General features: G+C 53.6%; 18 protein-coding genes and 1 pseudogene. 13 read left to right on the top strand and 6 right to left on the bottom strand.

The window, feature by feature from the left end; translation table 11 throughout:
• Positions 1–87: 87 nt before the first annotated feature.
• The 6 genes from M495_RS12305 to M495_RS12280 all read left to right on the top strand — a co-directional run bounded on the left by M495_RS12305 (position 88) and on the right by M495_RS12280 (position 7,513).
• Entirely contained in the window at positions 88–1,353 is a 1,266-nt protein-coding gene (locus M495_RS12305) for an ABC transporter substrate-binding protein (protein WP_041414574.1), read from the top strand.
• Between the two features lie 33 nt (positions 1,354–1,386).
• Positions 1,387–2,382, top strand: a complete 996-nt coding sequence (locus M495_RS12300) for a carbohydrate ABC transporter permease (protein WP_020826989.1) — start codon at positions 1,387–1,389, stop codon at positions 2,380–2,382.
• The gene (locus tag M495_RS12295) at positions 2,379–3,224 is read left to right on the top strand and encodes a carbohydrate ABC transporter permease (RefSeq protein ID WP_020826988.1); all 846 of its coding nucleotides are present in this window, start codon (positions 2,379–2,381) and stop codon (positions 3,222–3,224) included. Before M495_RS12300 ends, M495_RS12295 begins: the two co-directional genes overlap by 4 nt.
• A gap of 32 nt (positions 3,225–3,256) precedes the next feature.
• Positions 3,257–4,618: a family 4 glycosyl hydrolase gene (locus M495_RS12290; protein WP_020826987.1), complete on the top strand. Its 1,362-nt coding sequence runs from the start codon at positions 3,257–3,259 to the stop codon at positions 4,616–4,618.
• A gap of 64 nt (positions 4,619–4,682) precedes the next feature.
• Complete coding sequence (locus M495_RS12285; RefSeq protein WP_020826986.1) at positions 4,683–5,798, top strand: ABC transporter ATP-binding protein; 1,116 nt, start codon at positions 4,683–4,685, stop codon at positions 5,796–5,798.
• 20 nt (positions 5,799–5,818) lie between these two features.
• Positions 5,819–7,513, top strand: a complete 1,695-nt coding sequence (locus tag M495_RS12280; RefSeq protein ID WP_020826985.1) for a glycoside hydrolase family 13 protein — start codon at positions 5,819–5,821, stop codon at positions 7,511–7,513.
• 55 nt (positions 7,514–7,568) lie between these two features.
• Here M495_RS12280 and M495_RS12275 read toward each other — a convergent pair whose 3' ends face one another.
• Positions 7,569–9,605, bottom strand: a complete 2,037-nt coding sequence (locus M495_RS12275; RefSeq protein WP_020826984.1) for a TonB-dependent siderophore receptor — start codon at positions 9,603–9,605, stop codon at positions 7,569–7,571.
• A 495-nt stretch (positions 9,606–10,100) separates the two neighbouring features.
• Between M495_RS12275 and M495_RS26155 the strand changes: the two are divergent.
• From M495_RS26155 to M495_RS12255, 4 genes and pseudogenes are all read left to right on the top strand, one after another.
• Positions 10,101–11,543: pseudogene (locus M495_RS26155) on the top strand (sensor domain-containing diguanylate cyclase).
• A 112-nt stretch (positions 11,544–11,655) separates the two neighbouring features.
• Positions 11,656–12,009, top strand: a complete 354-nt coding sequence (locus M495_RS12265; RefSeq protein ID WP_020826981.1) for a DUF1428 domain-containing protein — start codon at positions 11,656–11,658, stop codon at positions 12,007–12,009.
• Between the two features lie 14 nt (positions 12,010–12,023).
• A complete protein-coding gene (locus tag M495_RS12260; RefSeq protein WP_020826980.1) occupies positions 12,024–12,494 on the top strand; it encodes a VOC family protein in 471 nt (156 codons plus the stop codon).
• Positions 12,495–12,704: 210 nt separating this feature from the next.
• The gene (locus M495_RS12255) at positions 12,705–14,042 is read left to right on the top strand and encodes a D-serine ammonia-lyase (RefSeq protein ID WP_020826979.1); all 1,338 of its coding nucleotides are present in this window, start codon (positions 12,705–12,707) and stop codon (positions 14,040–14,042) included.
• Between the two features lie 196 nt (positions 14,043–14,238).
• Here the strand turns inward: M495_RS12255 and M495_RS12250 are convergent, their stop codons facing one another.
• Entirely contained in the window at positions 14,239–14,880 is a 642-nt protein-coding gene (locus M495_RS12250) for a TetR family transcriptional regulator (protein WP_020826978.1), read from the bottom strand.
• 1,310 nt (positions 14,881–16,190) lie between these two features.
• On the opposite strand from M495_RS12250, the gene M495_RS12245 reads away from it, so the two are divergent.
• Together M495_RS12245 and M495_RS12240 are read left to right on the top strand one after the other, a co-directional pair.
• Positions 16,191–17,516, top strand: a complete 1,326-nt coding sequence (locus tag M495_RS12245; protein ID WP_020826977.1) for a lysine N(6)-hydroxylase/L-ornithine N(5)-oxygenase family protein — start codon at positions 16,191–16,193, stop codon at positions 17,514–17,516.
• A gap of 29 nt (positions 17,517–17,545) precedes the next feature.
• On the top strand, positions 17,546–18,424 hold the full coding sequence (locus M495_RS12240) for an ATP-grasp fold amidoligase family protein (RefSeq protein WP_020826976.1): 879 nt from the start codon (positions 17,546–17,548) through the stop codon (positions 18,422–18,424).
• Between the two features lie 152 nt (positions 18,425–18,576).
• On the opposite strand, the gene M495_RS12235 is transcribed toward M495_RS12240, so the two are convergent.
• The 4 genes from M495_RS12235 to M495_RS12220 all read right to left on the bottom strand — a co-directional run bounded on the left by M495_RS12235 (position 18,577) and on the right by M495_RS12220 (position 23,252).
• Positions 18,577–19,389: an SDR family oxidoreductase gene (locus tag M495_RS12235; RefSeq protein ID WP_041414571.1), complete on the bottom strand. Its 813-nt coding sequence runs from the start codon at positions 19,387–19,389 to the stop codon at positions 18,577–18,579.
• Positions 19,386–20,300, bottom strand: coding sequence for a myo-inosose-2 dehydratase (iolE, locus tag M495_RS12230; protein ID WP_020826974.1), 915 nt, complete (start codon positions 20,298–20,300; stop codon positions 19,386–19,388). The genes M495_RS12235 and iolE overlap by 4 nt, the downstream gene beginning before the upstream one ends.
• Before the next feature lie 14 nt (positions 20,301–20,314).
• On the bottom strand, positions 20,315–22,159 hold the full coding sequence (gene iolD, locus M495_RS12225; protein ID WP_041415401.1) for a 3D-(3,5/4)-trihydroxycyclohexane-1,2-dione acylhydrolase (decyclizing): 1,845 nt from the start codon (positions 22,157–22,159) through the stop codon (positions 20,315–20,317).
• Between the two features lie 151 nt (positions 22,160–22,310).
• Entirely contained in the window at positions 22,311–23,252 is a 942-nt protein-coding gene (locus M495_RS12220; protein WP_020826972.1) for a MurR/RpiR family transcriptional regulator, read from the bottom strand.
• Between the two features lie 355 nt (positions 23,253–23,607).
• Between M495_RS12220 and M495_RS12215 the strand changes: the two genes are divergently transcribed.
• Complete coding sequence (locus M495_RS12215; protein ID WP_020826971.1) at positions 23,608–25,041, top strand: NAD-dependent succinate-semialdehyde dehydrogenase; 1,434 nt, start codon at positions 23,608–23,610, stop codon at positions 25,039–25,041.
• Positions 25,042–25,043 lie beyond the last annotated feature (2 nt).

The following is a 25,043-nucleotide window of genomic DNA, read 5'->3' as shown; positions in this document are numbered from 1 at the left end:
AGCGGTGAAAAACGATTTCCGCCAATGACCTGCCTTCGATAGCTTGCTCCTATGCCGGTATTCCCAGCCGCCACCAGAGAGGATGCAATGAGAAGATTGATACCGAGTATGGTTGCCGCCGCACTGGCGTTGATGTCCGGGCAAGTATTGGCCGACACGTTGCGTATGCAATGCGCGCCAAGCAAAGAAGGGCGCCAATACTGCAACGAGATCAAACAGCGCTTTGAGGCTCAGACTGGCCATACCCTGGAATTTATCGATCTGCCTCCTGCCTCCGATGAAAAGCTGTCGCTGTTCCAGCAACTGTTTGCCGCCAAAGACGCCAGCGCCATCGATCTGTTTCAGGCCGACACCGTATGGATCGGCGTATTGAACAAACACCTGCTGGATCTGACCGACAGCGTGAGCGACATCAAACAGGATTTCTTCCCCGCCGCCTGGCAAAACAACGTGGTTAATGGCCGGGTCAAAGCGGTGCCAGCCTATCTGGACAGCGGTGCGCTCTACTACCGCAAGGATCTGCTGGAGAAATACGGTGAACAACCGCCGGAGACCTGGGCCGATCTGACCCGCGTCGCAACCCACATTCAGCAAGCTGAGCGTGCCGCCGGCCACAAAAACTTTTGGGGGCTGGTGTTTCAGGGAAAATCTTATGAGGGGCTGACCTGCAACGCCCTGGAGTGGGTAGCGTCGCAAAACGGCGGCAGTTTTATTGATGCTCAGGGCAATATCACCATTAACAACCCGCAAGCGGCGCAAGCGCTGAATATGGCCGCCGGTTGGATTGGCAAAATCACGCCGAAAGGCACGCTTGGCTACATGGAAGAAGAGTCGCGGGCGGTATTCCAAAACGGCGATGCGCTGTTTATGCGCAATTGGCCCTACGCCTACGTGCTAGCGCAGGACAGTAGCAGCGCGATCCGCGGCAAAGTGGGTGTGATGCCGTTGCCGAAAGGGGCTGACGGCCATTCGGTCAGCGCGTTGGGCGGTTGGCAGTGGGCGATCAACGGCTATACCAAACACCCCGAGGCGGCCATCGCGCTGCTGAAAATCGTCAGCGATGCCGAATCGCAAAAAAGGGCGCTGGCGTTACTGGGTCAGGCTCCTTCGCGCACCGCGCTGTACGACGATCCGCAAGTATTGGCGCAGGCGCCTTATTTGGCAGATTTCAAGGGCATATTCGCGCAGGCCATGCCGCGCCCGGCCACTCAAACCAAACGGCAATACGCGCAGGTTTCCCGAGCCATCTACAACGCCACCTTTAACGTATTGCGCGGTGACAGTGACGGTGTCACCGCCGTGGCGGATTTACAGCAGCGACTGGAACGGATCAAAGCCAGAGGATGGCGCTGAATCATCTCCCCATTAACCGCCGGAGTCTGATGCATGAAACGCGATACGCACGCTTTATCCCTGACGGCTACCCCTGATGAGTCAGCCCAGGTGCTGCCGGCCAGGCGCAGCAAGCTTAATCACCAGCAGCGGCGTAGCCGCATCGCCTGGTTACTGGTGGCACCGGCGATGTTGCTGCTGGCGGTGGTAGCCGGCTGGCCGCTGCTGCGCACCCTGTTTTACAGCTTTACCGACGCCATGCTGGACGCGCCGGACGATTATCGGTTTGTCGGCTTCGCCAACTATCTGGATCTGACCGAGGGCGGCCACCACTACGGGGTGTTGGCGGATCCGCTTTGGTGGCTGGCGGTAGGCAACACGCTGCGCTTCAGTTTGCTGTCGGTATCGCTGGAACTGGTGTTCGGCATGCTGCTGGCGCTGCTGATGAATCAAAAATTCCGCGGCCAGGGGCTGGTGCGCACCGCCATTTTGGTGCCCTGGGCCATTCCGACCATCGTGTCCGCCAAAATGTGGGGCTGGATGTTCCACGATCAGTACGGCGTGGTGAACGACCTGCTGCTTAAAACCGGCATTATCGCCACGCCCTTGGCCTGGGTAGCGGAGCCGGGTCTGTCAATGTGGGCGGTGGTGATTGCCGACGTGTGGAAGACCACGCCGTTTATGGCCTTGATGTTGCTGGCGGCGCTGCAACTGATCCCCGGCGATCTGTATGAGGCCGCCCGCGTCGACGGTGCCAATGCCTGGCAGCGGTTCCGCCGTATCACCTTGCCGTTGATTATGCCGGCAATGATCGTCGCGCTGATTTTCCGGGTGATGGATGCGCTACGGGTGTTTGATCTGATTTACGTGCTGACTTCCAACAGCGAAGCCACGGTATCGGTGTCCGGTTACGCTCGGGATCGCATGGTCAGCTATCAGGAAATGGGCTCCGGCTCGGCCGCATCGGTACTGGTCTTTATGATGGTGGCGGGGATCGCCGCTTGCTTCCTTACGCTGGGCCGCCTGAACGACAAGGAGAAACAAGCATGAAACTGAGCCGCCAACAGCAGAAATACGGCCATAAAACGCTGATCTTCGCCGCGGCCGCCTTGGCCAGTGTGATCTGCCTGTTTCCGTTCTACTACGCGTTGATCACCTCGTTGCGTTCCGGGCAGGATCTGTTCCAGGTTGCTTATCTGCCGGGCAATCTGCACTGGGGCAATTATCTGACCGCATTGATGGAAAATGGCATTGCCCGCAGCCTGCTGAACTCCATTGTTGTGGCGACGCTGACGGTAGGCATTTGCCTGCTGGTGTCGATCACCGCCGCTTTTGCTCTGGCGCGTATCCGTTTTCGCGGCCGTAAGTATCTGCTGTTCACCATTCTTTGCGTCTCGATGTTCCCGCAGGTGGCGGTGTTGTCCGGCATGTTTGAGTTGGTGCGTTTTATGGGGCTGTACGACTCCCTGGGCGCTCTGGTGCTGTCCTATACCACCTTCTCGCTGCCGTTTACCGTCTGGGTGCTGACCACCTTTATGAAGGCGATCCCGGCGGAGCTGGAAGAGGCGGCGATCGTCGACGGTGCCGGCACCTGGACCATCATCACCCGCATCTTCGCGCCAATTATGGGGCCGTCACTGGTGACCACCGGGCTGCTGGCCTTTATCGGCGCCTGGAATGAATTCATGTTCGCCCTGACGTTTGTCATTTCCAGCGGCAAGCGCACCGTGCCGGTCGCCATCGGCATGCTGCAGGGCGCCTCTCAGTTCGAACTTCCCTGGGGCACCATCATGGCGGCCTCGGTCATTGTCACACTGCCGATCATCGCACTGGTCCTGATATTCCAGCGTCGCATCGTCAGCGGATTAACCAACGGCGCAGTAAAAGGCTGATTTTCGATTAACCCTGAAGCAGGAGAAAAGTAATGGCTACAAAAATCGTTTTAGTGGGTGCGGGCAGTGCGCAATTCGGCTATGGCACGCTGGGGGATATCTTCCAAAGCAAAACGCTGTACGGCAGCGAGATTGTGCTGCACGACATCAATCCGTCTGCACTGGCAGTGACCGAGAAAACCGCCCGGGACTTTCTGGCTGCTGAAGATCTGCCGTTTACCGTCAGCGCCACTACCGATCGTAAAACTGCGCTGAAAGGGGCGGAGTTCGTGATTATCTCCATCGAAGTGGGTGACCGTTTCGCACTGTGGGATCTCGACTGGCAGATCCCGCAGCAATACGGCATCCAGCAGGTATACGGAGAAAACGGTGGGCCTGGCGGGCTGTTCCACTCGCTGCGGATTATTCCGCCGATCCTCGACATTTGTGCCGACGTTGCCGACATCTGTCCCAACGCCTGGATATTTAACTATTCCAACCCGATGAGCCGCATTTGCACCACCGTGCATCGTCGCTTCCCGCAGCTCAATTTTGTCGGCATGTGTCATGAAATCGCCTCACTTGAGCGCTATTTACCGGAAATGCTCGGCACGTCGTTCGAGAATCTAAACCTGCGCGCCGCCGGGCTTAACCACTTCAGCGTGTTGTTGGAGGCCAGTTACAAAGACAGCGGCAAGGATGCCTATGGCGACGTGCGCGCCAAGGCACCGGACTATTTCTCCCGCCTGCCGGGCTACAGCGATATCCTGGCGTATACCCGCACCCACGGTAAACTGGTGCAGACCGAAGGCAGCACTGAGCGTGATGCGTTGGGCGGCAAAGACAGCGCTTATCCCTGGGCTGACCGTACCCTGTTCAAGGAGATTCTGGAGAAATTCCACCACCTGCCAATCACCGGCGACAGCCACTTTGGCGAGTATATCCGCTGGGCCAGCGAGGTCAGCGATCATTGCGGCATTCTCGACTTTTACACCTTCTATCGCAATTACCTGGGGCACGTGCAGCCGAAAATCGAATTGAAGCTGAAAGAGCGCGTGGTGCCGATCATGGAAGGGATCCTGACCGATTCCGGCTATGAGGAGTCGGCGGTCAATATACCGAATCTGGGCTTTATCAAACAGCTGCCGGACTTTATTGCGGTGGAGGTACCGGCGATTATCGATCGCAAAGGCGTGCACGGCATTAAAGTGGATATGCCGGCCGGTATCGGCGGGCTGCTCAGCAACCAGATCGCCATTCACGATTTAACCGCCGATGCGGTGATTGAAGGCTCGCGCGATCTGGTGATCCAGGCGCTGCTGGTGGATTCGGTCAACGACAAATGCCGTGCGATCCCTGAGCTGGTCGACGTGATGATCTCACGCCAGAGTCCGTGGCTTGATTATCTGAAATAAGCCGGATAGCGGGGCGCACATTGGCGCCCCGCAGACTGCCAACTGGGGTGAGAACGGGGGGAATATGGCGCAACTTACGCTTGAAAAACTGCAAAAACGCTATGGCGCTAACGCAGAGGTGATTAAATCGCTGGATCTGCACATCAACAGTGGGGAATTTGTGGTGATCGTCGGACCTTCCGGCTGCGGTAAATCAACCCTGTTGCGGATGATCGCCGGGCTGGAGGAGATCAGCAGCGGCGGCATGTATATCGATGGCAACTACGTTAACGACGATACCCCGGCTGAACGCGGTATTGGCATGGTGTTCCAGTCCTACGCGCTCTATCCGCATATGAGCGTCTATAAAAACATGGCGTTTGCGCTGGAGCTGGCGGGCCATTCCGCGGCTGAAATCGACAGCCGGGTGCGCGAGAGCGCACGCATTTTGCAGCTCGAGCCGCTATTGGAACGCCGCCCGAAGGATCTTTCGGGCGGGCAGCGGCAACGGGTGGCGATTGGTCGGGCCATCGTGCGCGAGCCTAAGCTGTTTTTATTCGACGAACCACTGTCCAACCTCGATGCGTCACTGCGGGTGCAAATGCGTATGGAAGTGGCGTCGCTGCATAAGCGGCTGGGGTCGACCATCATTTATGTTACCCACGATCAGGTTGAAGCCATGACCTTGGCGGATCGTATCGTGGTGCTGAACCAAGGTCATGTCGAGCAGGTCGGCACACCACTGGAACTCTATGACCAACCGGCCAATGAGTTTGTCGCGCAGTTTATCGGTTCACCGAAGATGAACCTGATCCCGGCGATACTACGGCGTGCCGGTGAGCAGCAAAGCGTGGTCGAGCTGGACAACGGCAAGGCGCTGATACTGCCGATCGCCACGCCTCCCGAGGCGGAAGGCCAGAGCGTCAATGTCGGTATTCGCCCGGAGCATATTCGGGGGGGCGAACGCGCGGAGTGCGAGTTTCAGGGCGAGGTGATGTTTGTCGAACACATGGGGAATGAGACCTACCTTTATCTGGACAACGGCAACGCCGGTGAACCCTGGGTGCTGCGCAATCCTGAGCGCTCCAGCATCCAGGCCGGCGATACCGTCGGCGTGCGGCTGCCGGTAGAGTGTTGTTATCTGTTTGACCGTCAAGGTCGGGCGTTTCAGCGCATTTTGTCCTCGGCGCAGGCGCATTAATTTATTAAGGAAGCACAGCCATGAGCGGTGGGCAGACAGTACAGTGGTGGAAGCAGGCGGTGGTGTATCAAATCTACCCGCGCAGCTTTATGGACTCCAACGGTGACGGTATAGGTGACCTGAATGGCATTACGGCCAAATTGGATTACTTGCAGTGGCTGGGTATCGACGTGATTTGGATCTGTCCGATGTACCGCTCGCCGAATGACGACAATGGCTACGATATCAGTGATTATCAGGCCATAATGACTGAATTTGGCACCATGGACGACTTTGACTGCCTGCTGGCCGAAGTACACGCCCGGGGAATGCGGCTGATACTCGATCTGGTGGTTAACCACACGTCTGACGAACATCCGTGGTTTATTGAGTCCCGATCATCTCAAGCCAGCGCCAAACGCGATTGGTATATCTGGCGTGACGGTAAAAATGGCGCGGAACCCAACAACTGGGAGAGTATTTTCAACGGCTCGGCCTGGAAATATGACCCCGGCAGCGAGCAATACTTCCTTCATCTGTTCTCGGAGCGTCAACCGGATCTGAACTGGGAAAACCCGCAGGTACGTGCGGCGCTGTACGACATGATGCGCTGGTGGCTGGATAAGGGCATTGACGGTTTCCGCATCGACGCCATCTGCCATATGAAAAAGCAGCCGGGGCTGACCGACATGCCCAATCCGCTTGGGCTGCGTTACGTGCCGTCTTTCGAGCGGCATCTGAACTATGAGGGCCTGCTGGAGTATGTCGATGACCTGTGCGAACAGGTGTTTAATCGCTATGACATCATGACGGTGGGCGAAATGAACGGGGCTTCGGCGGAGCAGGGTGAAGACTGGGTGGGCGAGCAGCACGGCCGCTTGAACATGATCTTCCAGTTCGAGCACGTCAAGCTGTGGGAAAACAACCACCAGCATTCGCCGCATGCCGGAGCAGACGTGCTGGGCCTGAAAGACATCTTTACCCGCTGGCAGACGCTGCTGGAGGGCAAGGGGTGGAATGCTCTGTATGTTGAAAACCACGATATTCCGCGCGTGGTGTCGAAATGGGGCGACGATAAGCAGTATTGGCGCGAAAGCGCCACTGCCATCGCCGCGATGTATTTCCTGATGCAGGGAACACCGTTTATCTATCAGGGGCAGGAGTTGGGGATGACCAATACCCGCTTCGATAGCCTGGCCGATTTTAACGATATTGCCGCCAGAAACCGTTTTGCCAAGCTGCGCGAGCAGGGCATGGACGAGGCGCAGATCCTGGCGTTTCTGGGCCGCAGCGGACGCGATAACTCGCGCACGCCAATGCAGTGGGACGACAGCGCCAACGCCGGTTTCAGCTCAGCCGCGCCCTGGTTTGCGGTCAATGCCAACTATCCGCAGATCAACGTGGCGTGTCAGCGCGAAGAAGCCGATTCGGTACTGAATTTCTATCGGGCGCTAATCCGTCTGCGCAAGCAGGATCCAGTGTGGATCGAAGGTCGCTATCAGTTACAACTGGCGGAACATCCACATATTTACGCTTATGGCCGCACCCTGGGTACACAACAGAGGTTGGTGCTTTGTAATTTGAGCAACGAGGCGCAACGGATAAATTCACAGGTATTAGCGCTGGGTGAATGGCAGCTGGCATTAGGGAATTATCAGGACAGCGGTGAGCTGCAAAGGCTGCGCCCATATGAAACTCGAGTCTATCAGCGGCAAGAAAATCTCAGCTGTATTTAATCCCGGCCGTGTTCGCTCTCCTCGGATGCAGCTGGCTGCATCCGAGGAGACAGGATCAGAAATCTACCGTAGCCTGCAAACTCAGGCTACGGGGTTCGCCCTCGATCACACGCAGGTTCCCTGCACTGGACTCATAATATTCACGGTTGAACAGGTTTTTGACGTTCAGCTTAATCTGGGTGTGTTTACCCACCAGTTTGCTGTCCCAGGCAATAAACGCATCCGCCACGGTATATGCTGGCATGGTAAAACTGTTTTCCGGATCGCCGGCGCGGCGTCCGACATAGCGTCCGCCGCCACCAAGGCGCACATCACCAGGCACTAACGGCACAGTGATGCGATGGCTGAGGTACAGGCTACCCATATTGGTTGGGGCGTTGACCAACCGGTTACCGACGTTATCCGGATTGAGGTTGTCTTCGACAATCTGGGTTTTGTCGTAACTGTAATTGGCCGTAAGATCCCAATCGTGGGCCACTTCACCGTTGAGTTCCAGCTCAATGCCGGTGGAGCGAGCCTTAGGAATGCTGCGGGTCACGCCGTTGATGAAGATCGACATGTTTTCTTCATCTATACGGTACAGCGCCAGCGTGGCATCCACCGCCGGAGTGATTTGCCATTTGCCGCCCATTTCATAGGTCGTGCCGGTTTCAGGCGTCGCGACGTTACCGTTGTCATCCACCGCCGTCGAGGGGGTAAAGGACTGACTGTAGTTGGCGTACAGAGAAACGCCCGGCGTCAACTTATATACCACGCCAGCCTGCGGCAGGAATTTGTTGCCTTTGTCATTCAGTGTGTTTTGCGGGTTTTGGAATCCGTTGCTGTTGTTCTGGTAGTACGACTGGTAGCGTGCGCCCAGGACGGCAATCCACTGGTCAGTTAAATGAATGCTGTCTTTGGCGTAGACCGAGCGGCTATATAAGCGGCTGCGCAGATTACTTAACGCATCATTGTAAGTGCTGCTGTTGGTTATCGGCGTTTCTCCGTAGACCGGATCGTGCATATTAAAGGTATTCGACACCTTGCCGCGGTAAGAGTAGGCCTTGTACGTTTCATTTTTTTCATAGTCAACGCCAACCAGCAGGTCATGCTGCATGCTCAATACCACCGGCGACCCGTTTACGTCCCAGGAATAGTAAGAGGTTTGATGGTTGAAGCCGCGGTTGGCATCCGCCCGGCGTGAAACCACACCGGTTGTAGTGTTGATGGCGGTGGCGCGCACTTCGTTGCTGTCATAGCGTCGCTGCATCCAGGCATAGTTAAAACGGGTGGTCCAGGTACTGTCCAGCGCGTACTCATAATGAGTATTGAGGCGTTTGTTTTTGCCCCAGGCGTGGTTGGCATAGTCGTCCAGCCTGCGGTTATAGGGGACATCGACCGGCGTGCCATTGATAAAGGCAGTGCCGCGATCGTAAGGAATATCGTACTTATACTCACTGTAGGCTATGTTGAAGGTCGCTTTATCACCATACCAACTGAGTGAGGGGGCTAACAGCGTATGTTCATTGGTGCCAAAATTGCGCCAGTAATCCTGATGCTGACGCTCGGCGATAAAACGGAAAGCAAAACCGTTTCCTAAAGGGCCGGTGACGTCGAGGGTACCACTGCCGCCACCAAAGCTGCTGGTGGCACCGCTGATGCGGGTATTCCAGTCGTATTGCGGTTTTTTGCTGATTAGATTAATGATGCCGCCGGGATTGAGAATTCCGTACAGCAAAGAGGCAGAGCCTTTCAACACCTCAACGCGATCGGTGGTGGCATCCATGCTCAACCCCTGATTGCTGCGAACACCGTCGACAAATACCGAGCCGTCAGAGTTGACGCCAAAGCCGCGTTTGACAAAGCCGTCCTCTGTGCCGCCCAGGGTATTACCTTGAGTCACGCCGCTGACGAATTTCATCGCATCATTGACGCTTTTAACCTGAAAGTCGTTAATGATCTCAGGCGTGACGACGCTGACGGACTGCGGCACGTCACTGAGCGGAGTGGCTGTTTTACTCCCCGTTGAGGCCGTGTCGGCATTGTAACCCTCAGTGGGAAGTGAGCGCGTGGTCACGGTAAGCGTGTCATCTTCGGCCCAGACGGTGGTCATGGCCAGCCCCGGTAAAACGGTGACGAGGAGGGGAAGTGTACGAAGCGCCGGATGCTTTTTTGTTTTAGTCGGACGTGGGTTTTCTACCTGATGCATACCATTCCATATCAAATTAATAAATAAAAACGATTATCATTATTATTATAATTTGCATGTGTAGGATTTGTGTAGTGAATGTTTATCAAGCGGGCACTGGTGGGGGAATTTGGCCACATTGTTCCGTGTTGGATTCGGTCGGCGGTGTTTTTATCTGAAGATTAATCGCCAAGATAGCGATATCCGCTCCCTTGCTCTTCAGGCTGCCGCAGAGGTGACAGCTTGAAACATAATAATATTTTTAAATTTTCAATTAGCTGATGCCAGTCCGGTGAAAACTGGCAATAATATCTGTCTGACAGCACATTTTGCGTGCGACGTCAGGCATGCCGGCCAGCGGGTTGGACGCCGTCATGCAGACAGGATTTTTCGTATTTTTTGCAAGCTTCTGGAAGCAAGATGCACACCACTGAGTTACCTGGTGCCACAAAATTACAGCACGCATTAATCGTATTCCTGCTGGTGTTCGGCCTGTGCCTGTTTGGCATTGTGAGCCGGCCCACCGGGCTGCTGTCCTCGTTTTGGCCGGCCAATGCGGTGCTGCTGGCGCTGCTGGTGCGTTATCCGGCGCTGGCCAGCCCCTGGGGTTGGCTGATGGCGATTCTGGGGTATATGGCGGCGGATCTGTTCACCGGCAGCACGGTCGTGAAAGCCGCATTGCTCAATGGCGCCAACATTACCGGTGTCGCGGTCGGGTTTTTCCTGTTTATGCGTTTGTCGCCGCAGGTCAGAACGCTGGAACGCACCTCGTCCAGCATTTTTCTGTTCGCCATCTGCCTGACGAGCGCGACCGCCACGGGGTTAGTCGGTGCCGGGGCTTCGGTGCTGCTTTTCGACCGCCAATTCCTGCCCGCCATGGCGCTGTGGCTATCTTCGGAGTTTACCCATTACATTACCCTGATGCCGTTTATCCTGACTTTCCCCACCGACTGGAAAGGCTACCTGCATAGCCTTAACCAGGCGGTGTTCCGCCGTAGCCAGTGGTACAGCATCTGTAGAAAAATGGGGGTGTTAATCCTGCTGCTGGTGGCGTGCATTTGCAGCGTCCTGATCGGCGGCCCCGGTGCGGTGATTTTCCCGATGCCGATCCTGTTGTGGCTGGCAATGACCTTTTCCTTGTTCAGCACCATGATCGCGGTGCTGGCCTATGTATTGTAGTGCCATTTCGCCATCGACATGGGGCTGATTGCGACCAATCTCGACATGAAGCTGTTGCAGAATACGGTGTCGATGCGGCTTGGCGTGGCTTTGTTGGCGTTGGGCCCGATCGCCGTTGCCAGCATGAACTATGCCCGCAATGCATTGTTGCGCAGGCTGGAACATGTGGCGAATCACGATGCATTGACCCACGTATTAACCCGCAGCGCGTTTATGCAGCGCGGTACCAAGCTGGTCAGCCAGAAAGGGGAACACGTCTGCATCATGATGCTGGATATCGACTATTTTAAGTCGATCAACGATCGTTTTGGCCACGCCGGCGGTGACGCGGCGCTGCTGTCCTTCACGCGGGCCATTACCGCTGATCTACGCGATCAGGATCTGTTTGGTCGCATGGGTGGGGAAGAGTTTGCCATTGTTGCGCCGATAGCCCAGCAGCAGGACGCACTGTCACTGGCCGAGCGGCTGCGCCGTCGTGTGGAAATCGAATCCATCACCATGCCCGCCGGAACCTCGTTGCAAATTACCGTCAGTATCGGCATGGTCACCTGCATTGGTGGGTCAGGCCAAAACCTGGACAACCTGCTGAAAATCGCCGATCTGGCAGTCTACAAAGCTAAAAACAGCGGCCGCAATCGGGTCGCCACGCCAGAATTACTCTCCCGCGCTTATACCGACCTCTGAAGCCACCAGCAGCCTGAATGGTTGACCCCACTAATGGGGTCTAAAATGGTAGAGGGCGCCGGCAACTCCGCCGGCGCCACCCCGACTGTCGAATCGACAAGAGGAATCTTCTATGAAATATGTTGATGGCTTTGTAGTGGCGGTGCCGGCCGCCAATAAGGAGGCGTATCTAAAACTGGCTGCTGCGGCAGCTCCTCTGTTTAAGGAATTCGGTGCCACACGCGTTGTTGAGTGTTGGGGCAATGATGTCCCCGACGGCAAACTTACCGATTTTCGTGGTGCGGTGAAGGCCGAAGCCGATGAAGTGGTGGTGTTCAGCTGGATTGAGTACCCCTCCAAGGCGGTGCGTGACGATGCCAACCAGAAGATGATGGCCGATCCGCGCATGAAAGCCTTGGGTGACCAAATACCCTTTGACGGCAAACGCATGATTTTCGGCGGTTTCGAACCGATCCTGGATCAGTAGCGAAGGGGGATATCGTGAAAATCACCCAACACTTATGGTTTGAAAAAGATATGGATGCGGCGCTGCGGTGCTACATAGATTTGATCCCCGGCTCCTCCCTGACCTGGCATTCTACCTTGCCCGCCGATACCCCCAGCGGCCCGGCTGGCAGCGTCAAACTCGCGACTTTTATTCTCGGCGACCAGCGCTATGCGGCGATTGAAGCCGGGCCCCTGGATCCGTTCAATCACAGCTTTTCCATCATGGTCGAGTGTGCGGATCAGGCGGAAGTGGATCGGCTGTGGGAAGCCCTGAGCGACGGTGGCAGCGTTGAACAGTGCGGTTGGCTGCGTGACCGCTGGGGATTGAGCTGGCAGATTGTGCCCAAACGGCTGACGGAGCTGATGGCTGACCCCGATAGTCTGAAGGTGAAAAGGGTCACCGAAGCGATGCTACGGATGGTCAAGCTGGATATCGCCGGGCTGGAAGCGGCGGCTCGTGAGTAATATGGCCTTGGCAAATGCCCCTCAGAAGGTACGCCTGCGGGGCGCTTTAGATGATTGCTTGTCATTCAAAACCTACAAAAAGTTTATAAATTGACGTAAATCACCTTATTGCATCAATACTGCTCATCTAAAGCTGATTTTTTATCATTTGTCAGCTCAGGCGAATCGCTGCACTCTAGGGCTAACCTTTTTGCAGCGCAGAGAAAAACAATGGAAAAGACACAGATTCAGCAATTAGTGACGCAATTCCCGCTGGTGCAGGAGCTGATCGACCTTAAGCCGGTGACCTGGTTCAACCCGCAAGCGACGACTTTGCAGGTCGGCTTGCCCCACGTCGGGCTGGGCGCTGAAGACGTAGCTGAGGCAGAACAGCGGCTGGCGCGTTTTGCGCCTTACCTGAGCGTAGCCTTCCCCGAAACTCAAGCCACTAAAGGGGTAATCGAGTCTGAGGTTGTCGCTCTGCCTGCGATGCAAACGGCATTGAATCAACGCTATGGCCTGACATTGGGCGGGCGGTTACTGCTTAAAAAAGACAGCCATCTGCCGATCTCCGGTTCGATCAAGGCTCGCGGCGGTATTTACGAGGTGCTGGCGCATGCGGAAAAGCTGGCTCTGGAAGCCGGGCTGCTGCAGTTGACGGATGACTACGCCAAGCTGTTTTCGCCGGAGTTCCGCGAGTTTTTCGGCGGCTATCGCATTGCCGTAGGGTCGACTGGCAACCTAGGCATGTCAATCGGCATTATCAGCGCTCGCCTCGGCTTTAGCGTCAGCGTGCACATGTCGGCGGATGCCCGCGAATGGAAAAAGCAAAAGCTGCGCGATAACGGCGTCAACGTGGTGGAATATGAACAAGATTATGGGGTCGCTGTTGAACAGGGCCGTTTGCAGGCGGCGAGCGATCCACGCTGCTTCTTCATCGATGACGAAAACTCGCAGACGCTGTTTCTGGGTTATGCCGTGGCCGGTGGGCGGCTGAAACGCCAGTTTGCCGAGAGCGGCATTCGGGTCGATGCTCAGCATCCTTTGTTTGTTTATCTGCCCTGTGGCGTCGGCGGCGGTCCTGGCGGAGTGGCATTTGGCTTGAAACTGGCCTTCGGGGACCACGTACGTTGCATCTTTGCCGAGCCGACGCATTCGCCTTGCATGCTGCTTGGTGTGCATACCGGGCTGCACGACGGTATCTCGGTCCAGGATCTGGGTATCGACAACCAGACTGCCGCGGATGGATTGGCGGTGGGGCGCGCCTCCGGTTTTGTCGGCCGTGCGATGGAACGTCTGCTTGCGGGGTTCTATACCCTGAGCGATGCTGAGATGTTTGCGCTGTTAGGCCTGTTGGATCGACATGAACATATTCAGCTTGAGCCTTCGGCATTAGCCGGCATGCCGGGGCCATGGCGCGTAGCGGCCGATGCGGAGTGGTTGGCGAGCCAGGGGTTGAATGAGGAGCAGATGAACCATGCTACCCACCTGGTGTGGGCAACCGGTGGCGGCATGGTGCCGGAAGCTGAGATGGCGAAATATTTGGCTCAAGCGGCACAAGCGCTTTAAACGGGCAGTAGCGAAATCAGAGTAATGCGCTGCAGGGCGTCGTCACGCGTATCCGGGTAAATGGCTCAATATGGCCAGCGACGCCATAACTTTAGGCCCCCTGGCAAAGGTCACCACGGGGCGGACAGTAAAACATCAGGCGTGGTAAACGCTTCTCAGCCAGGTTTTGGTCATCACAGCTTTCTCAGGTTGTTAGTTAAAGCGCCACATAGCGCAGCGTTGCCACGACGGCCAACCGACGGTTGCGGATCACCTGATCTTCCGGCGGTTCCTGACTTTCAAACAACGTATTAAAGGTGTACCTGTTGGCAACATAGTGGAAGCACAAACTGCTGATCAAGCGATGCACGTCCGTGGCGCAGGCGTCCGGAGTGAATTGCTGCCCTTGTTTACCGCGTTGTAAAATATCCTCCAGCAAGGTCAGGGCGCTTTGATTCAGCGCCTTGATGCGTGACGACTGACGGATGTATTGGCCGCGCATCATGTTTTCCATACAGATCACACGTATGAAGTCGGGGTGTTCCGCATGGTAGTTAAAGCTTTCTTCTACCAGTCGGGTCATGGCCTCTACCGGGGGCAAAGCATGCAAATCCAAGCCCGACTCATGAGCGCGAATATGCTGATAGACGTGTTCCAATACCTCTATGTAGAGCGATTCTTTATTCTTGAAATGATAAACCACCATGCGTTTGGTGGTGGCGGCATGCTCGGCAATGTTCTCCATGCGTCCACCCTTAAGACCGGCTTCGGCAAACTCACTTAATGCCGCAGCGAAAATACGTTGCTTCAGGCCAACGGGGTCATTTTTGCGTTTGGTTGCGGGTATCTCATCATTCATCAAAACATCAGTCACTTATAATTTGGAGGACACCGGCTAAGATTAACCGGGGTCAGCTGGTAATACAATCTGGCAGGTTAGCGCTTTGTGAACATTGTCATCCTAAACGCCGATGCAGTATGCTCAGTAATAATAATGACACAAAGGCCGATACTGGGGCGTGAGCAATAATTATTCACTAGGGTTTTTGAATGCTTAAACGGTAGTTCAAAAAATAGGGTGAAGGGAATAAACGTGCTGAGAAAGAATGCCATGAAATCGTGTTGATTTTTTTTCGTCTCTGCAGTTAATGGTGAGCGGATTGTTTCGAAAGCAGGGGCCTTTTACATAAAAATCCTAAGATAGCCTAAGAACATTAACTACCCATAACAGGATGATATTTGCTCAGATGTTTTTTTCCTTTTCTCCTGCCAATATGTCCTGATTTCAATATTAACTTTCCTTGGCATTGATCAAGAAAGAAAAGATCCGAAAGAAAACAGCGTTGGTTTTAACGCGACTCAATGTTAAGAGCGTGCCCATTTATGCCAAAGTGCCTACGTAAGCGGAAAACGGGGCTGAGTCGTCATGGTTAAGCACGCTATAATCGGTGAAATATCTGAATTTTCTGTAGATTGAAAAGCCTCCATTGCCAAAAGACTGTCTAAGGTTAGAACTAGAGTTGATTTGCAGGGGAAAGGTACGGGGTAAGGACAGTTATCAGGCTCAGAGCCGCTTGGCGGCGGGTTTCACTTGATAAACACGATCTCCAACCCTGGTTAAACCAAGATGAAATTTTATGATTTTTTACGATTTCACTTTTAATTTTACATTAACAACGTCGATTTTGGTTTTAATATTATTTTTTTTCACATGCCAGTCATCCGCTTTGAAGCTACTCTTGTTACGTAATGTCTAATTAAGGAAGATGTCATGTTTAATAGGCAAGTTAACATAGGGACATGTTATGGATTACTCTGTTAATTCAGTGGATGTTATTGTCTTGAAAATCTCTCTCAAAGCAATGTCATTTTATAACTCTGCAGAATATGGTTTTATTTTAACTGAAGAACGACTGTCCAAAAGAGATATGTTCAGGTTTTCATGAGAATAATAATGGCGGTTGATGCGGTTGTTTTAATCTTTTGATCTTAGAGCTATTCATTGTGAGATGTTAGAGCTCAATGGCAATAAGTCTGGCGTTATTACATAGATGCCACTGCTGCACGATTTATTTTAACGTCAATGCCGAGATCAAATTTCGTTACGTTATTTTACCAGACCAATATTATATTTCTGGAAAAAGATTTATTCACTCAGGAGCACACTCAATGAACCAGCGTTTGGACTTTATCGGTATTGGCATCGGTCCGTCCAACCTAAGTATTGCTGCGCTTGGTAGCGAGATCGAAGGGTTTAATTGCAAATTCCTCGAGCGCAAACCGCACTTTTCTTGGCATCCGGGCATGATCCTGGCAGATAGCAGTATGCAGACCCACTTTTTGAAGGATCTGGTGACGGCGGTTTCACCCACCAATCCTTACAGTTTTCTCAACTATCTGGTGAAGCGGAAAAAGTTCTACCGTTTTCTGACCAGCGAACAGCGTACCGCCTCTCGTGAAGAGTTTGCCGATTATCTCAACTGGGCTGCAACGGGGTTGGACTCACTGGTGTTCAACCAAGAGGTTCAGCGGGTGGAGTTTGATGACCGTCAGCGACAGTTTGTCGTTACCACTCAAAACGACGTATTTTACGCCAAACACCTTTGTGTAGGCATCGGCAAACAAATTAAGCTGCCAGACTGTGTGACTCAGCAAAATGATCAATGCTTCCACGCCAGCGAAATGATGTTACGCCAGCCTAACCTGACCGGAAAACGTGTGGCGATCGTGGGTGGGGGGCAAAGCGGGGCCGATCTGTTCCTGAATATTTTTCAGGGGCAATGGGGCCAACCAGAACAGCTGAGTTGGATTTCCCGCCGCAATAACTACAACGCGCTTGATGAAGCGGCATTTGCCAACGAGTATTTTACGCCAGAATATGTCGAGAAATTCTGCACGCTAAACAACTCAGCCAAGCAACACATGTTGCATGAGCAAAAGATGACATCTGATGGCATCACCAGCGAGTCTCTGTTAGCTATCTATCGTGCCATGTATCACCGCTTCGATGTACTTCGCGAGAAACGATGGGTGAAACTGTTGCCCAGCCGTTCAGTGACCGCCCTTACAGCCAAAGATAATTTCTATCGGTTAGAGACGCAGCATCACCTTGATCAAGGCTACGAAATCGTTGATGCAGACGTGGTGATTTTTGCTACCGGTTACCAACAGGTGCGCCCGGCGTTTCTTGAATCTCTGGCTCATGGTCTATCAACCACCGCCGATGGGCAATACCGTATTGCCTCTGATTTCACCTTTGAGCGCGAAGGTGAAGCTGAGAACTGCTTGTTTGCCGTTAACGCCAGCATGCACCACCACGGTATTGCCGATCCTCAACTCAGTCTGATGGCCTGGCGTTCGGCCCGGATCCTCAATCGCGCATTAGGCCATGACCAATTTGATCTGAGCACGCCCCCAGCGATGATCCAATGGCGCAGTGAGCAGCAACAACCTATAGCTTCAGCTTCCTTTGGTGCCATTCAGTCACCGTTTTAATTTTGTCGTCAAATGATGAGACAGGGTGTATGAGAAGAAATATTAATAAATTTATCATGAATCAACTGGCGACATTTACGCCGACCTTCAAGACAAAATTTATCTACAAAAAGGCATTCGGGAAAAAATTGAATCTCAATCCACCGGTAACGTGGAACGAGAAAATAAATTATCTAAAACTTAACGATTACAGTAACAACGCGCTGGTTACGCAGTGTGCCGATAAATACGCAGTGCGAGAGTATTTGAAGGCGCAGGGATGTGAAGAAATTCTAAACGAGCTGTACTTCGCCTGCGACTCTGTACATGAGATCCCCTGGGATACGTTACCCGAAAAGTTTGTGATCAAGGGTAACCATGGTTCTGGTTACAACCTGATTTGCCAGGACAAAAGTAAGTTGGACATTGGGCGAGCCTCTAAAATCATAGATAACTGGATGCGAGAGGACTACTGGAAAGTCTATGCAGAATTAAACTATAAAAAGATAAATAAAAAGATAATAGGTGAAAGGTATATAGAGTCTGCAGGTGGCCATGGTCCGGAAGACTATAAAATATACTGTTTCAATGGCGTACCTTACTGCACGTTACTCTGTGTCGGTAGGGATAAAGGCATGCCGAAATATTACTTTTTTGACAAAGACTTCAAGTTCCTGTGCTACAGCCAAGACTGCCTGGCCCTTAGCCCAGAAGAGATCGACGCTTTTGTTAAACCCGAGGGTTACGACGATCTTTTTGAATACGCGAGAAAATTGTCGGCGCCCTTCGAGTTTGTTCGTGTCGATTTCTATATCTCCAATGGCAAAGTCATCTTTGGCGAGTTGACCTTCACCCCCTCTGCAGGGATTGATACGGATATCCTCGAACCCACAGACATTTTGCTTGGGAAGATGCTTAATCTGAAGTAATACCCTGCATTAATAGAATGCAGCCTAAGGAAAATAAATGGCTTGGTGAATTTTTGGGCAAATGTTGTCGCCTTGGAAGTCGCTAATACAGTTTTGACCCGACACCCTGCGAGTAGTGCAGGGTGTCTTTTTATGTGCGTGGCAAGCAGGAATCAGAGCGGGGCGGAGGGAGAGGGCGTCTGATCGTAACCCCCCCAGACTGACTGATCGAAGTTAACGATAGAACCGGTCATCAGGCCGGATTCATCGCTGGCCAGGAAAGCGACGGTACGTGCCACTTCTTCTGGCTGAATCAAACGACCAAAAGGCTGCTCGGCGGCGGCTTTTTCCAGCCAGTTATCCTCGGCACCATGATATTGCTTCATTATGCGGTCTTCCCCTTCGGATGCCATCCACCCGATGTTCAGACCATTGACGCGGATCCGGTTGCGTAACAGGGCGTAGGCGGTGTTGCGTGTCAACGTAGCCAATGCGCCTTTCGACGAACAGTAGGCGGAGATAAAAGGCTGCCCGGCCAACGCTGACATGGAACAGATGTTAACAATGCTGCCCGCCGTATTTTCACGACGCATAATTTTTATCGACTCTTGCATCAGATAAAACGGCCCGCGAACATTGGTGGCAAACATCTTGTCGAACAGCTCGGGGGCCGTATCGATGATGGTGCCGCGATCGGTCATGCCCCCGGCGTTGACCAGAACATCGACGCGGCCAAATAATTCATCTGTTTTAGCGATAACCCGGCGACAGTCTTCCACGGAAGATAAATCGGCGCGTACAAAAATCACTGGGGTGTCAGTTTCTGCATTTAACCTCTCAGCGATTTCTGCGCCTTTTGCCTGGTTTCTTCCGCAAATAATCACCCCGGCGGCCCCTTGCTGGCTAAAATGGCGCGCGATTGCGGCCCCCAGCCCCTGCGTGCCACCGGTGATGACGGCCACTTTTCCGACTAACTGATCCATCATATATCTCCTTCTGTATAGCGATAGCCTGCCGCGCTGAGCGCTTTGCACAGGGTGTTATAGCCGAGACGGGCATACTCAAGGGGCGGCGCTTTGGCCGGATCCTGTTCGGCTTCAACCACAAACCACCCCTGATAACCTATAGCGGCAAGCTTATTAATGACGGCGGTGAAATCGATGGATCCATCACCCGGTACGGTATAAACCCCCTTCAATACGGCATCCAGAAAAGAGTCTTTATGGCGGTCGATACCGTTTAGCACGTCCAAACGGACATCTTTGGTATGCACATGGATGATGCGATCGCCATGTTTTTCCAGCACCCTGACAGGGTCCACGCCGGCGAACACCAAATGTCCGGTATCAAATAACAGGCCAACGTCTTTACTGGTTGCCGCCATTAAGCGGTCAATATCCTGTTCATCTTCAATTGCCGTGCCCATATGATGATGGAAGGCGAGTGGCACGCCGAAATCCTTGCAGAAGGCGGCGAACCGAGACAGTTTGTCGCCGTACTCGCTGATTTCTGCGTCGGACAACCGACGTCGTTCAGCCAGGGGGACGTTCTGCCGGTTCTGGATGGTACCGGCAGTCTCTCCGTAAACCAGGCAGGCGGCACCGCAGTCGCGGAAAAGTTGCATTTGTGGCAGCGAACGGCTGATTTCTTCGTTCAGGCTGTTATCAAGCAGCGTGCCCGAATACCATCCCGAGACCAGTTCAAGCTGGAAGTATTTCAGGGTAGGTTTGAGCTCCTCACTGGTTTTTGGGAATTTGCCGCCCGTTTCAACGCCCTGAAACCCCGCAAGGTGGCTTTCAAACAGGCAGGTTGCCAACGAGGTTTCGCCCCCTAGCTGAGGGAGATCGTCATTCGACCAAGCGATAGGCGCGATGCCAAGCTTTGCTTTAAGAACCATGTTCTGCCCCTTCTTTAAATGCCGATACGCTGATTTTTGCGTCCTTCGAGATGTTCGCGATACGCCTGGTTAACGCTCTCGCGCTCGCTCACTTCCGGCACGCCGACATCCCACCATGCATCTCCGGGCGTCCAGTGGTGGGCGTCGGTGGCAATGGAAATTACCGTGGTACGATCGTTGCCTTTGGCCCATTTAAGGGCGTCTTCAAGCTGTTCGAGCGAGGTCACCTTGCGGGCATAAGCCCCCATCGACTCGGCATTGGCGACGAAATCCACCGGGAAAGGCTCTTTCACGCGGCAATCCTTCAATAGGTTATTGAAGGAAGCACCGCCTTTGGCGTTCTGCAAACGGTTGATCACCGCATAACCGCCGTTGTCGCACACCAGTAAAATAAATTTATGACCGGACAGTACGCTCGAATAGATATCTGAGTTCATCATCATGTAGGTGCCGTCCCCAATCATGACGAAGACATCCTGTTTTTTGCCCGCCATGGCGGCTCCCCAGCCTGCAGAGAGCTCATAACCCATACAGGAAAAACCGAACTCGCAATCGAAGGTGCCGGGATCTTTGACACGCCAGCCTTTCACCAACTCGCCAGGCAGCCCGCCGGCGGCACTGATGATGTAATCTTCCGGCGCCGCCACTGCATTCACCACGCCGATCACCTGGGCGTAGCTGGGGACATCGGCGGTGACTCCAGGTTCTTGGGTTTTTGCAATCAGTGCGTTCCAGTCAGCAAAAGCCGCTCGTCCCTTAGCCAACCAGGCGGGCGCGGCCACCCATTCGCCCAGTGCATGGTTTAGCTCGATAATCCCTTCACGGGCATCGCACACCAGCGGAATAGCGCGGTGTTTATGCGCATCAAAGCGCGCAGCATTGAGTGAAATGAACTGTGCCTGTTGATCGAATACCGTCCATGAGCCGGTGACGAAATCCATCAACCGGGTTCCTATGGCGACCACGACATCGGCTCGGGAAGCCAACTCATTGGCTGAGGTGGAGCCAAGAATACCAATCGGCCCCATATGGATAGGGTGGTCATGCGTAAAAGCGCCTTTACCGGCAATGGTTTCCACGACGGGTATGCCATGGCGAACCGCGAAAGCCTCCAGTTCAGCTTCCGCCTGTGAGTAGCGCACGCCTCCACCAGAGATAATCAATGGGCGTTTGGCGTTCATCAGGCATTGTGCTGCGTGAGCAAGCTGAAGGCGATCGGGCCGTGGACGAGGCATCAGATGCAACTGCGGGGCGAAAAAGGCTTCCGGGTAATCCCAGGCCATTTCCTGCACGTCCTGACACATGCCGATAAAGGCCGGGCCGCAGTCGCCCGGATCTAGCATGGTGGCCACAGCCTGCGGTAGCGAGGACATGATTTGTTCTGGATAGGTGATGCGGTCCCAATAGCGGCTTACCGTTTTGAAAGCATCGTTGATGGTTTGTGTCGGATCGTTGAAATGCTCGATCTGTTGCATTACCGGATCCGGATGCCGCCGCGCAAAGCTGTCGCCGCAAATCATCAGCATGGGCAAACGACTGGTGTGCGCGACGCCGGCAGCGGTTAGCAGGTTGGCGGTACCCGGCCCGATCGACGCGGTAACCACCATGATCTGCCTGCGAACCATCGCCTTGGCAAAACCAATAGCCGCAAAACCCATCGATTGTTCATTTTGGCCGCGCCAGGTTGGCAAAATATCCTGTACTGCTTCCAGCGCTTCACCCAGACAGGTGACGTTGCCATGGCCAAAAATCCCATACACGCCGGGAAAAAGCGGGACGCGTTCACCCTCGATTTCCGTAAACTGGTTGCTCAGATAACGAACGACTGCCTGAGCCGCTGTACAACGAATCTTGGCCATATCTTCCCCCATTCGGATTGAACGCCTGAAAGCAGCATGATTATTTTTTTTGCATTTTAAATTGCTGTTTATTTTAATTGGCAATAAAAATTGCAAATTCAAACGACAAGACTCCCATCCCGACAGGGCAGAAGTCTGTTTTAAACGTGATTCAACTGCGATGACGCTTGCGGTTCCCCTCACTGCGTTTTTCACGCTCGGTAATGGTTTCAATGCAGGGCTGGGCTTTTTCCGGCTGTAATGCCGCAGCCAATGCCATCGCAATGCTCTGCGCCAGACACACCGGCGCCGCCAGAGATCGCGAAAAACTGTATTCTTCTTCCGGTATGGTAAACAGCACTTTTGCACTTTTCGCCAGTGGTGAAAGCTGACTGTCAGTAATGGCCACAATAGGGATGCCACGCGCACCGGCATCATCCGCAATGGCGATCACTTCTTTCGCGTAATGGCGAAATGCTATGGCAATAAGCACATCATTTTCCCGCATATTGTTGGCCATTTGCGGTGCCAGTCCTCCGGCAGCATCCAGCAGTATCACGCGACGATTGAGCATGGTTAAAAGATACCGCATCAACGACGCGACAGGTTCCGAGCGCAGCTGGCCGGCAATATAGACAGTTTCAGCTTCCTTCAGCAGATGGGCGGTCTCATCGAGATCCTGTTCGGTGATGTTATTCAATAACTCCTGCAGCGTTGCGATATCACGAATGACCAGACTTTGCAGGAAACCCAAGCTGCCTTTTTCATCATTTTTTCGCAGATCATTTTCCAGTGCGGTGATCCGCTCGTTGTAACCGGGCGCTGCCGTAGCCAACCGCGTCTGGAAAACGCTCTGCATCTGTTTAAAACCGCTATAACCAAAAGCCTGGGCAAAACGCACCAACACCGATGGATGTAATCCGCATTTGGCCGCCACGGCGTTAATCGACTCCAGAGCAACCGTATTGGGGTTCTGGGTTATGTAGCGTGCCGCCTGCTGATAGCGCTCCGACAACTGCGGATAGCGTCGGGTGATTTCGTTGACGACCTGCTCGTAATTGTCATGAGGTAGCGGTTTAAGTGTGGCCAGAGTTGGGTCTGTTTTTTTCACCATCAGAATTTCCTTTCCAGGCATTAGCCAGTCATTTTCCAGCACGCTACAGCAATAAAAATTGCAAGTAAAACTCACATGCAATTATTTCTATCTCATTTGCCTTGGGCTGGGAAAAATTCTTCGTGAGATTTGTGATTCATCTCTAAAATATTTATTTCAATTACGGGTGCGCATTGAAATTTTCAAACCAAAATAATTTTTAATGTCTTGATATATTTGAGTTTAAATCGATTTTAATTATGATTTTTTGCCCAAGGTGGTGTTGTTGCAACTTTTATTGCTGTGTGTCTAGTATTGCAAATATTGATGCTTTAGCGGCACTCTGCCGAAGCAAAATGCTGAGGGACAACCCATCATGTATGACAATTTTGGACAGTTTATCAACGGTGAGTGGTGTACCGGCCGTGGCACCGAAAGGATAACGGTGATCGACCCGGGCAAGGGCTGCGAGTTGGGTCAGATTAAGGCGGCGTCTGCGGTGGATACGCTGGTTGCGTTGGACTGTGCCGATCGAGCATTTCCCGGCTGGAAAAACACACCGGCCTGGCAACGAGCGGATCTGCTTCAGGCGGTAGCGCGTGCCATGGTGGCGATAACGCAAGAAGCTGCAGTGATGGTTTCGAAAGAAAGTGGCAAACCCTTGGCGCAGGCAAAACGTGAATGGGAGCTGTCTGTCGATCAGTTTATTTGGCATGCGGAAGAGGCGCGGCGCATCTATGGGCGAATTGTCGAAAGTCGCGTTCCCGCAGGCCGCTGCGAAGTCCTGCATGAGCCGATCGGCGTGGTGGCGGCGTTCACCGCCTGGAATTTCCCGGTGGTATTGGTGGCCCGCAAACTGGCCCCCGCACTTGCCGCAGGCTGTACGGTGGTATTACGTCCTTCGAGTGAAGTACCGGGTTCCGCGATGCTGATCTTCGAATGTTTGCGTCAGGCTGGGCTGCCGGCCGGCGTCGCCAACCTGGTGGTGGGGCCGACTGCAACCACCTATGGGCCTTTAATGTCATCGCCAACGGTCAGGAAGGTTTCCCTGACTGGCTCCACGCAAATCGGTCGGCAGATGATCCGCGATTCTGCATCAACCATCAAGCGGCTCAGCATGGAGTTGGGCGGCAATGCGCCAGTAGTCATTTTTAACGACGCCGATATCGATAAAGCGCTAGATCTCTCAGTTGCCACGAAATTTGCCAACAGTGGTCAGGTGTGTGTAACCGGCGATCGTTTTTATGTCCATGAACACTGCTATCAGGCCTTTGTGGAAGGCTTCGCTCGGCGAGCCAGCCAGCTGAATGTGGGTTATGGGCTCGATGAGGGCACCACCATGGGGCCGCTTATCAACATGAAACGGCTTCACGCGATCGAAGACATCGTTACCGACGCGCGCGCCAAAGGCGGAAGGGTGGTGACTGGCGGGCATCGTCTTGAACTTGGCGGGGGCTATTTTTATGCGCCCACGGTGATTGCCGATTTACCCGACGATGCGCTCGCAATGGCTGAGGAGAATTTCGGCCCCATTGCGGCAATCACTTCTTTTAGCGACAGCGAAGCCTTATGGGACAGGGTTAACAATTCCAATTTTGCTCTCTCGGCCTATGCCTTTACGCGAGATCCGGCTCGGATCCGCGAAGCCGTTTCTCGCTTCGAGTCCGGCATGGTGGGGATCAACAGCTATGCGCTGGCAGCGGCTGAAGTGCCGTTCGGGGGGATCAAGGCCAGCGGTATGGGACGTGAAGGGGGTTCAGAAGGTATCCACGACTACATGAACACCAAACTTGCACAGATCGTGGTTTAAGG

The sequence above is a fragment of the Serratia liquefaciens ATCC 27592 genome, assembly GCF_000422085.1.
GTDB classification, from domain to species: Bacteria; Pseudomonadota; Gammaproteobacteria; order Enterobacterales; family Enterobacteriaceae; genus Serratia; species Serratia liquefaciens.
This window is presented reverse-complemented; position numbering and strand designations above follow the sequence as displayed.

Excerpts from the sequence above, each read along its gene's own strand:
- M495_RS12245 (WP_020826977.1), top strand. The coding sequence starts at position 16,191 with ATGAACCAGCGTTTGGACTTTATCGGTATTGGCATCGGTCCGTCCAAC.
- M495_RS12280 (WP_020826985.1), top strand. The coding sequence starts at position 5,819 with ATGAGCGGTGGGCAGACAGTACAGTGGTGGAAGCAGGCGGTGGTGTAT.
- M495_RS12215 (WP_020826971.1), top strand. The coding sequence starts at position 23,608 with ATGTATGACAATTTTGGACAGTTTATCAACGGTGAGTGGTGTACCGGC.
- M495_RS12285 (WP_020826986.1), top strand. The coding sequence starts at position 4,683 with ATGGCGCAACTTACGCTTGAAAAACTGCAAAAACGCTATGGCGCTAAC.
- M495_RS12295 (WP_020826988.1), top strand. The coding sequence starts at position 2,379 with ATGAAACTGAGCCGCCAACAGCAGAAATACGGCCATAAAACGCTGATC.
- iolE (WP_020826974.1), bottom strand. The coding sequence starts at position 20,300 with ATGGTTCTTAAAGCAAAGCTTGGCATCGCGCCTATCGCTTGGTCGAAT.
- M495_RS12300 (WP_020826989.1), top strand. The coding sequence starts at position 1,387 with ATGAAACGCGATACGCACGCTTTATCCCTGACGGCTACCCCTGATGAG.
- M495_RS12220 (WP_020826972.1), bottom strand. The coding sequence starts at position 23,252 with ATGGTGAAAAAAACAGACCCAACTCTGGCCACACTTAAACCGCTACCT.
- M495_RS12290 (WP_020826987.1), top strand. The coding sequence starts at position 3,257 with ATGGCTACAAAAATCGTTTTAGTGGGTGCGGGCAGTGCGCAATTCGGC.
- M495_RS12250 (WP_020826978.1), bottom strand. The coding sequence starts at position 14,880 with ATGAATGATGAGATACCCGCAACCAAACGCAAAAATGACCCCGTTGGC.
- M495_RS12275 (WP_020826984.1), bottom strand. The coding sequence starts at position 9,605 with ATGACCACCGTCTGGGCCGAAGATGACACGCTTACCGTGACCACGCGC.
- iolD (WP_041415401.1), bottom strand. The coding sequence starts at position 22,159 with ATGGCCAAGATTCGTTGTACAGCGGCTCAGGCAGTCGTTCGTTATCTG.
- M495_RS12305 (WP_041414574.1), top strand. The coding sequence starts at position 88 with ATGAGAAGATTGATACCGAGTATGGTTGCCGCCGCACTGGCGTTGATG.
- M495_RS12235 (WP_041414571.1), bottom strand. The coding sequence starts at position 19,389 with ATGATGGATCAGTTAGTCGGAAAAGTGGCCGTCATCACCGGTGGCACG.
- M495_RS12265 (WP_020826981.1), top strand. The coding sequence starts at position 11,656 with ATGAAATATGTTGATGGCTTTGTAGTGGCGGTGCCGGCCGCCAATAAG.
- M495_RS12240 (WP_020826976.1), top strand. The coding sequence starts at position 17,546 with ATGAGAAGAAATATTAATAAATTTATCATGAATCAACTGGCGACATTT.
- M495_RS12255 (WP_020826979.1), top strand. The coding sequence starts at position 12,705 with ATGGAAAAGACACAGATTCAGCAATTAGTGACGCAATTCCCGCTGGTG.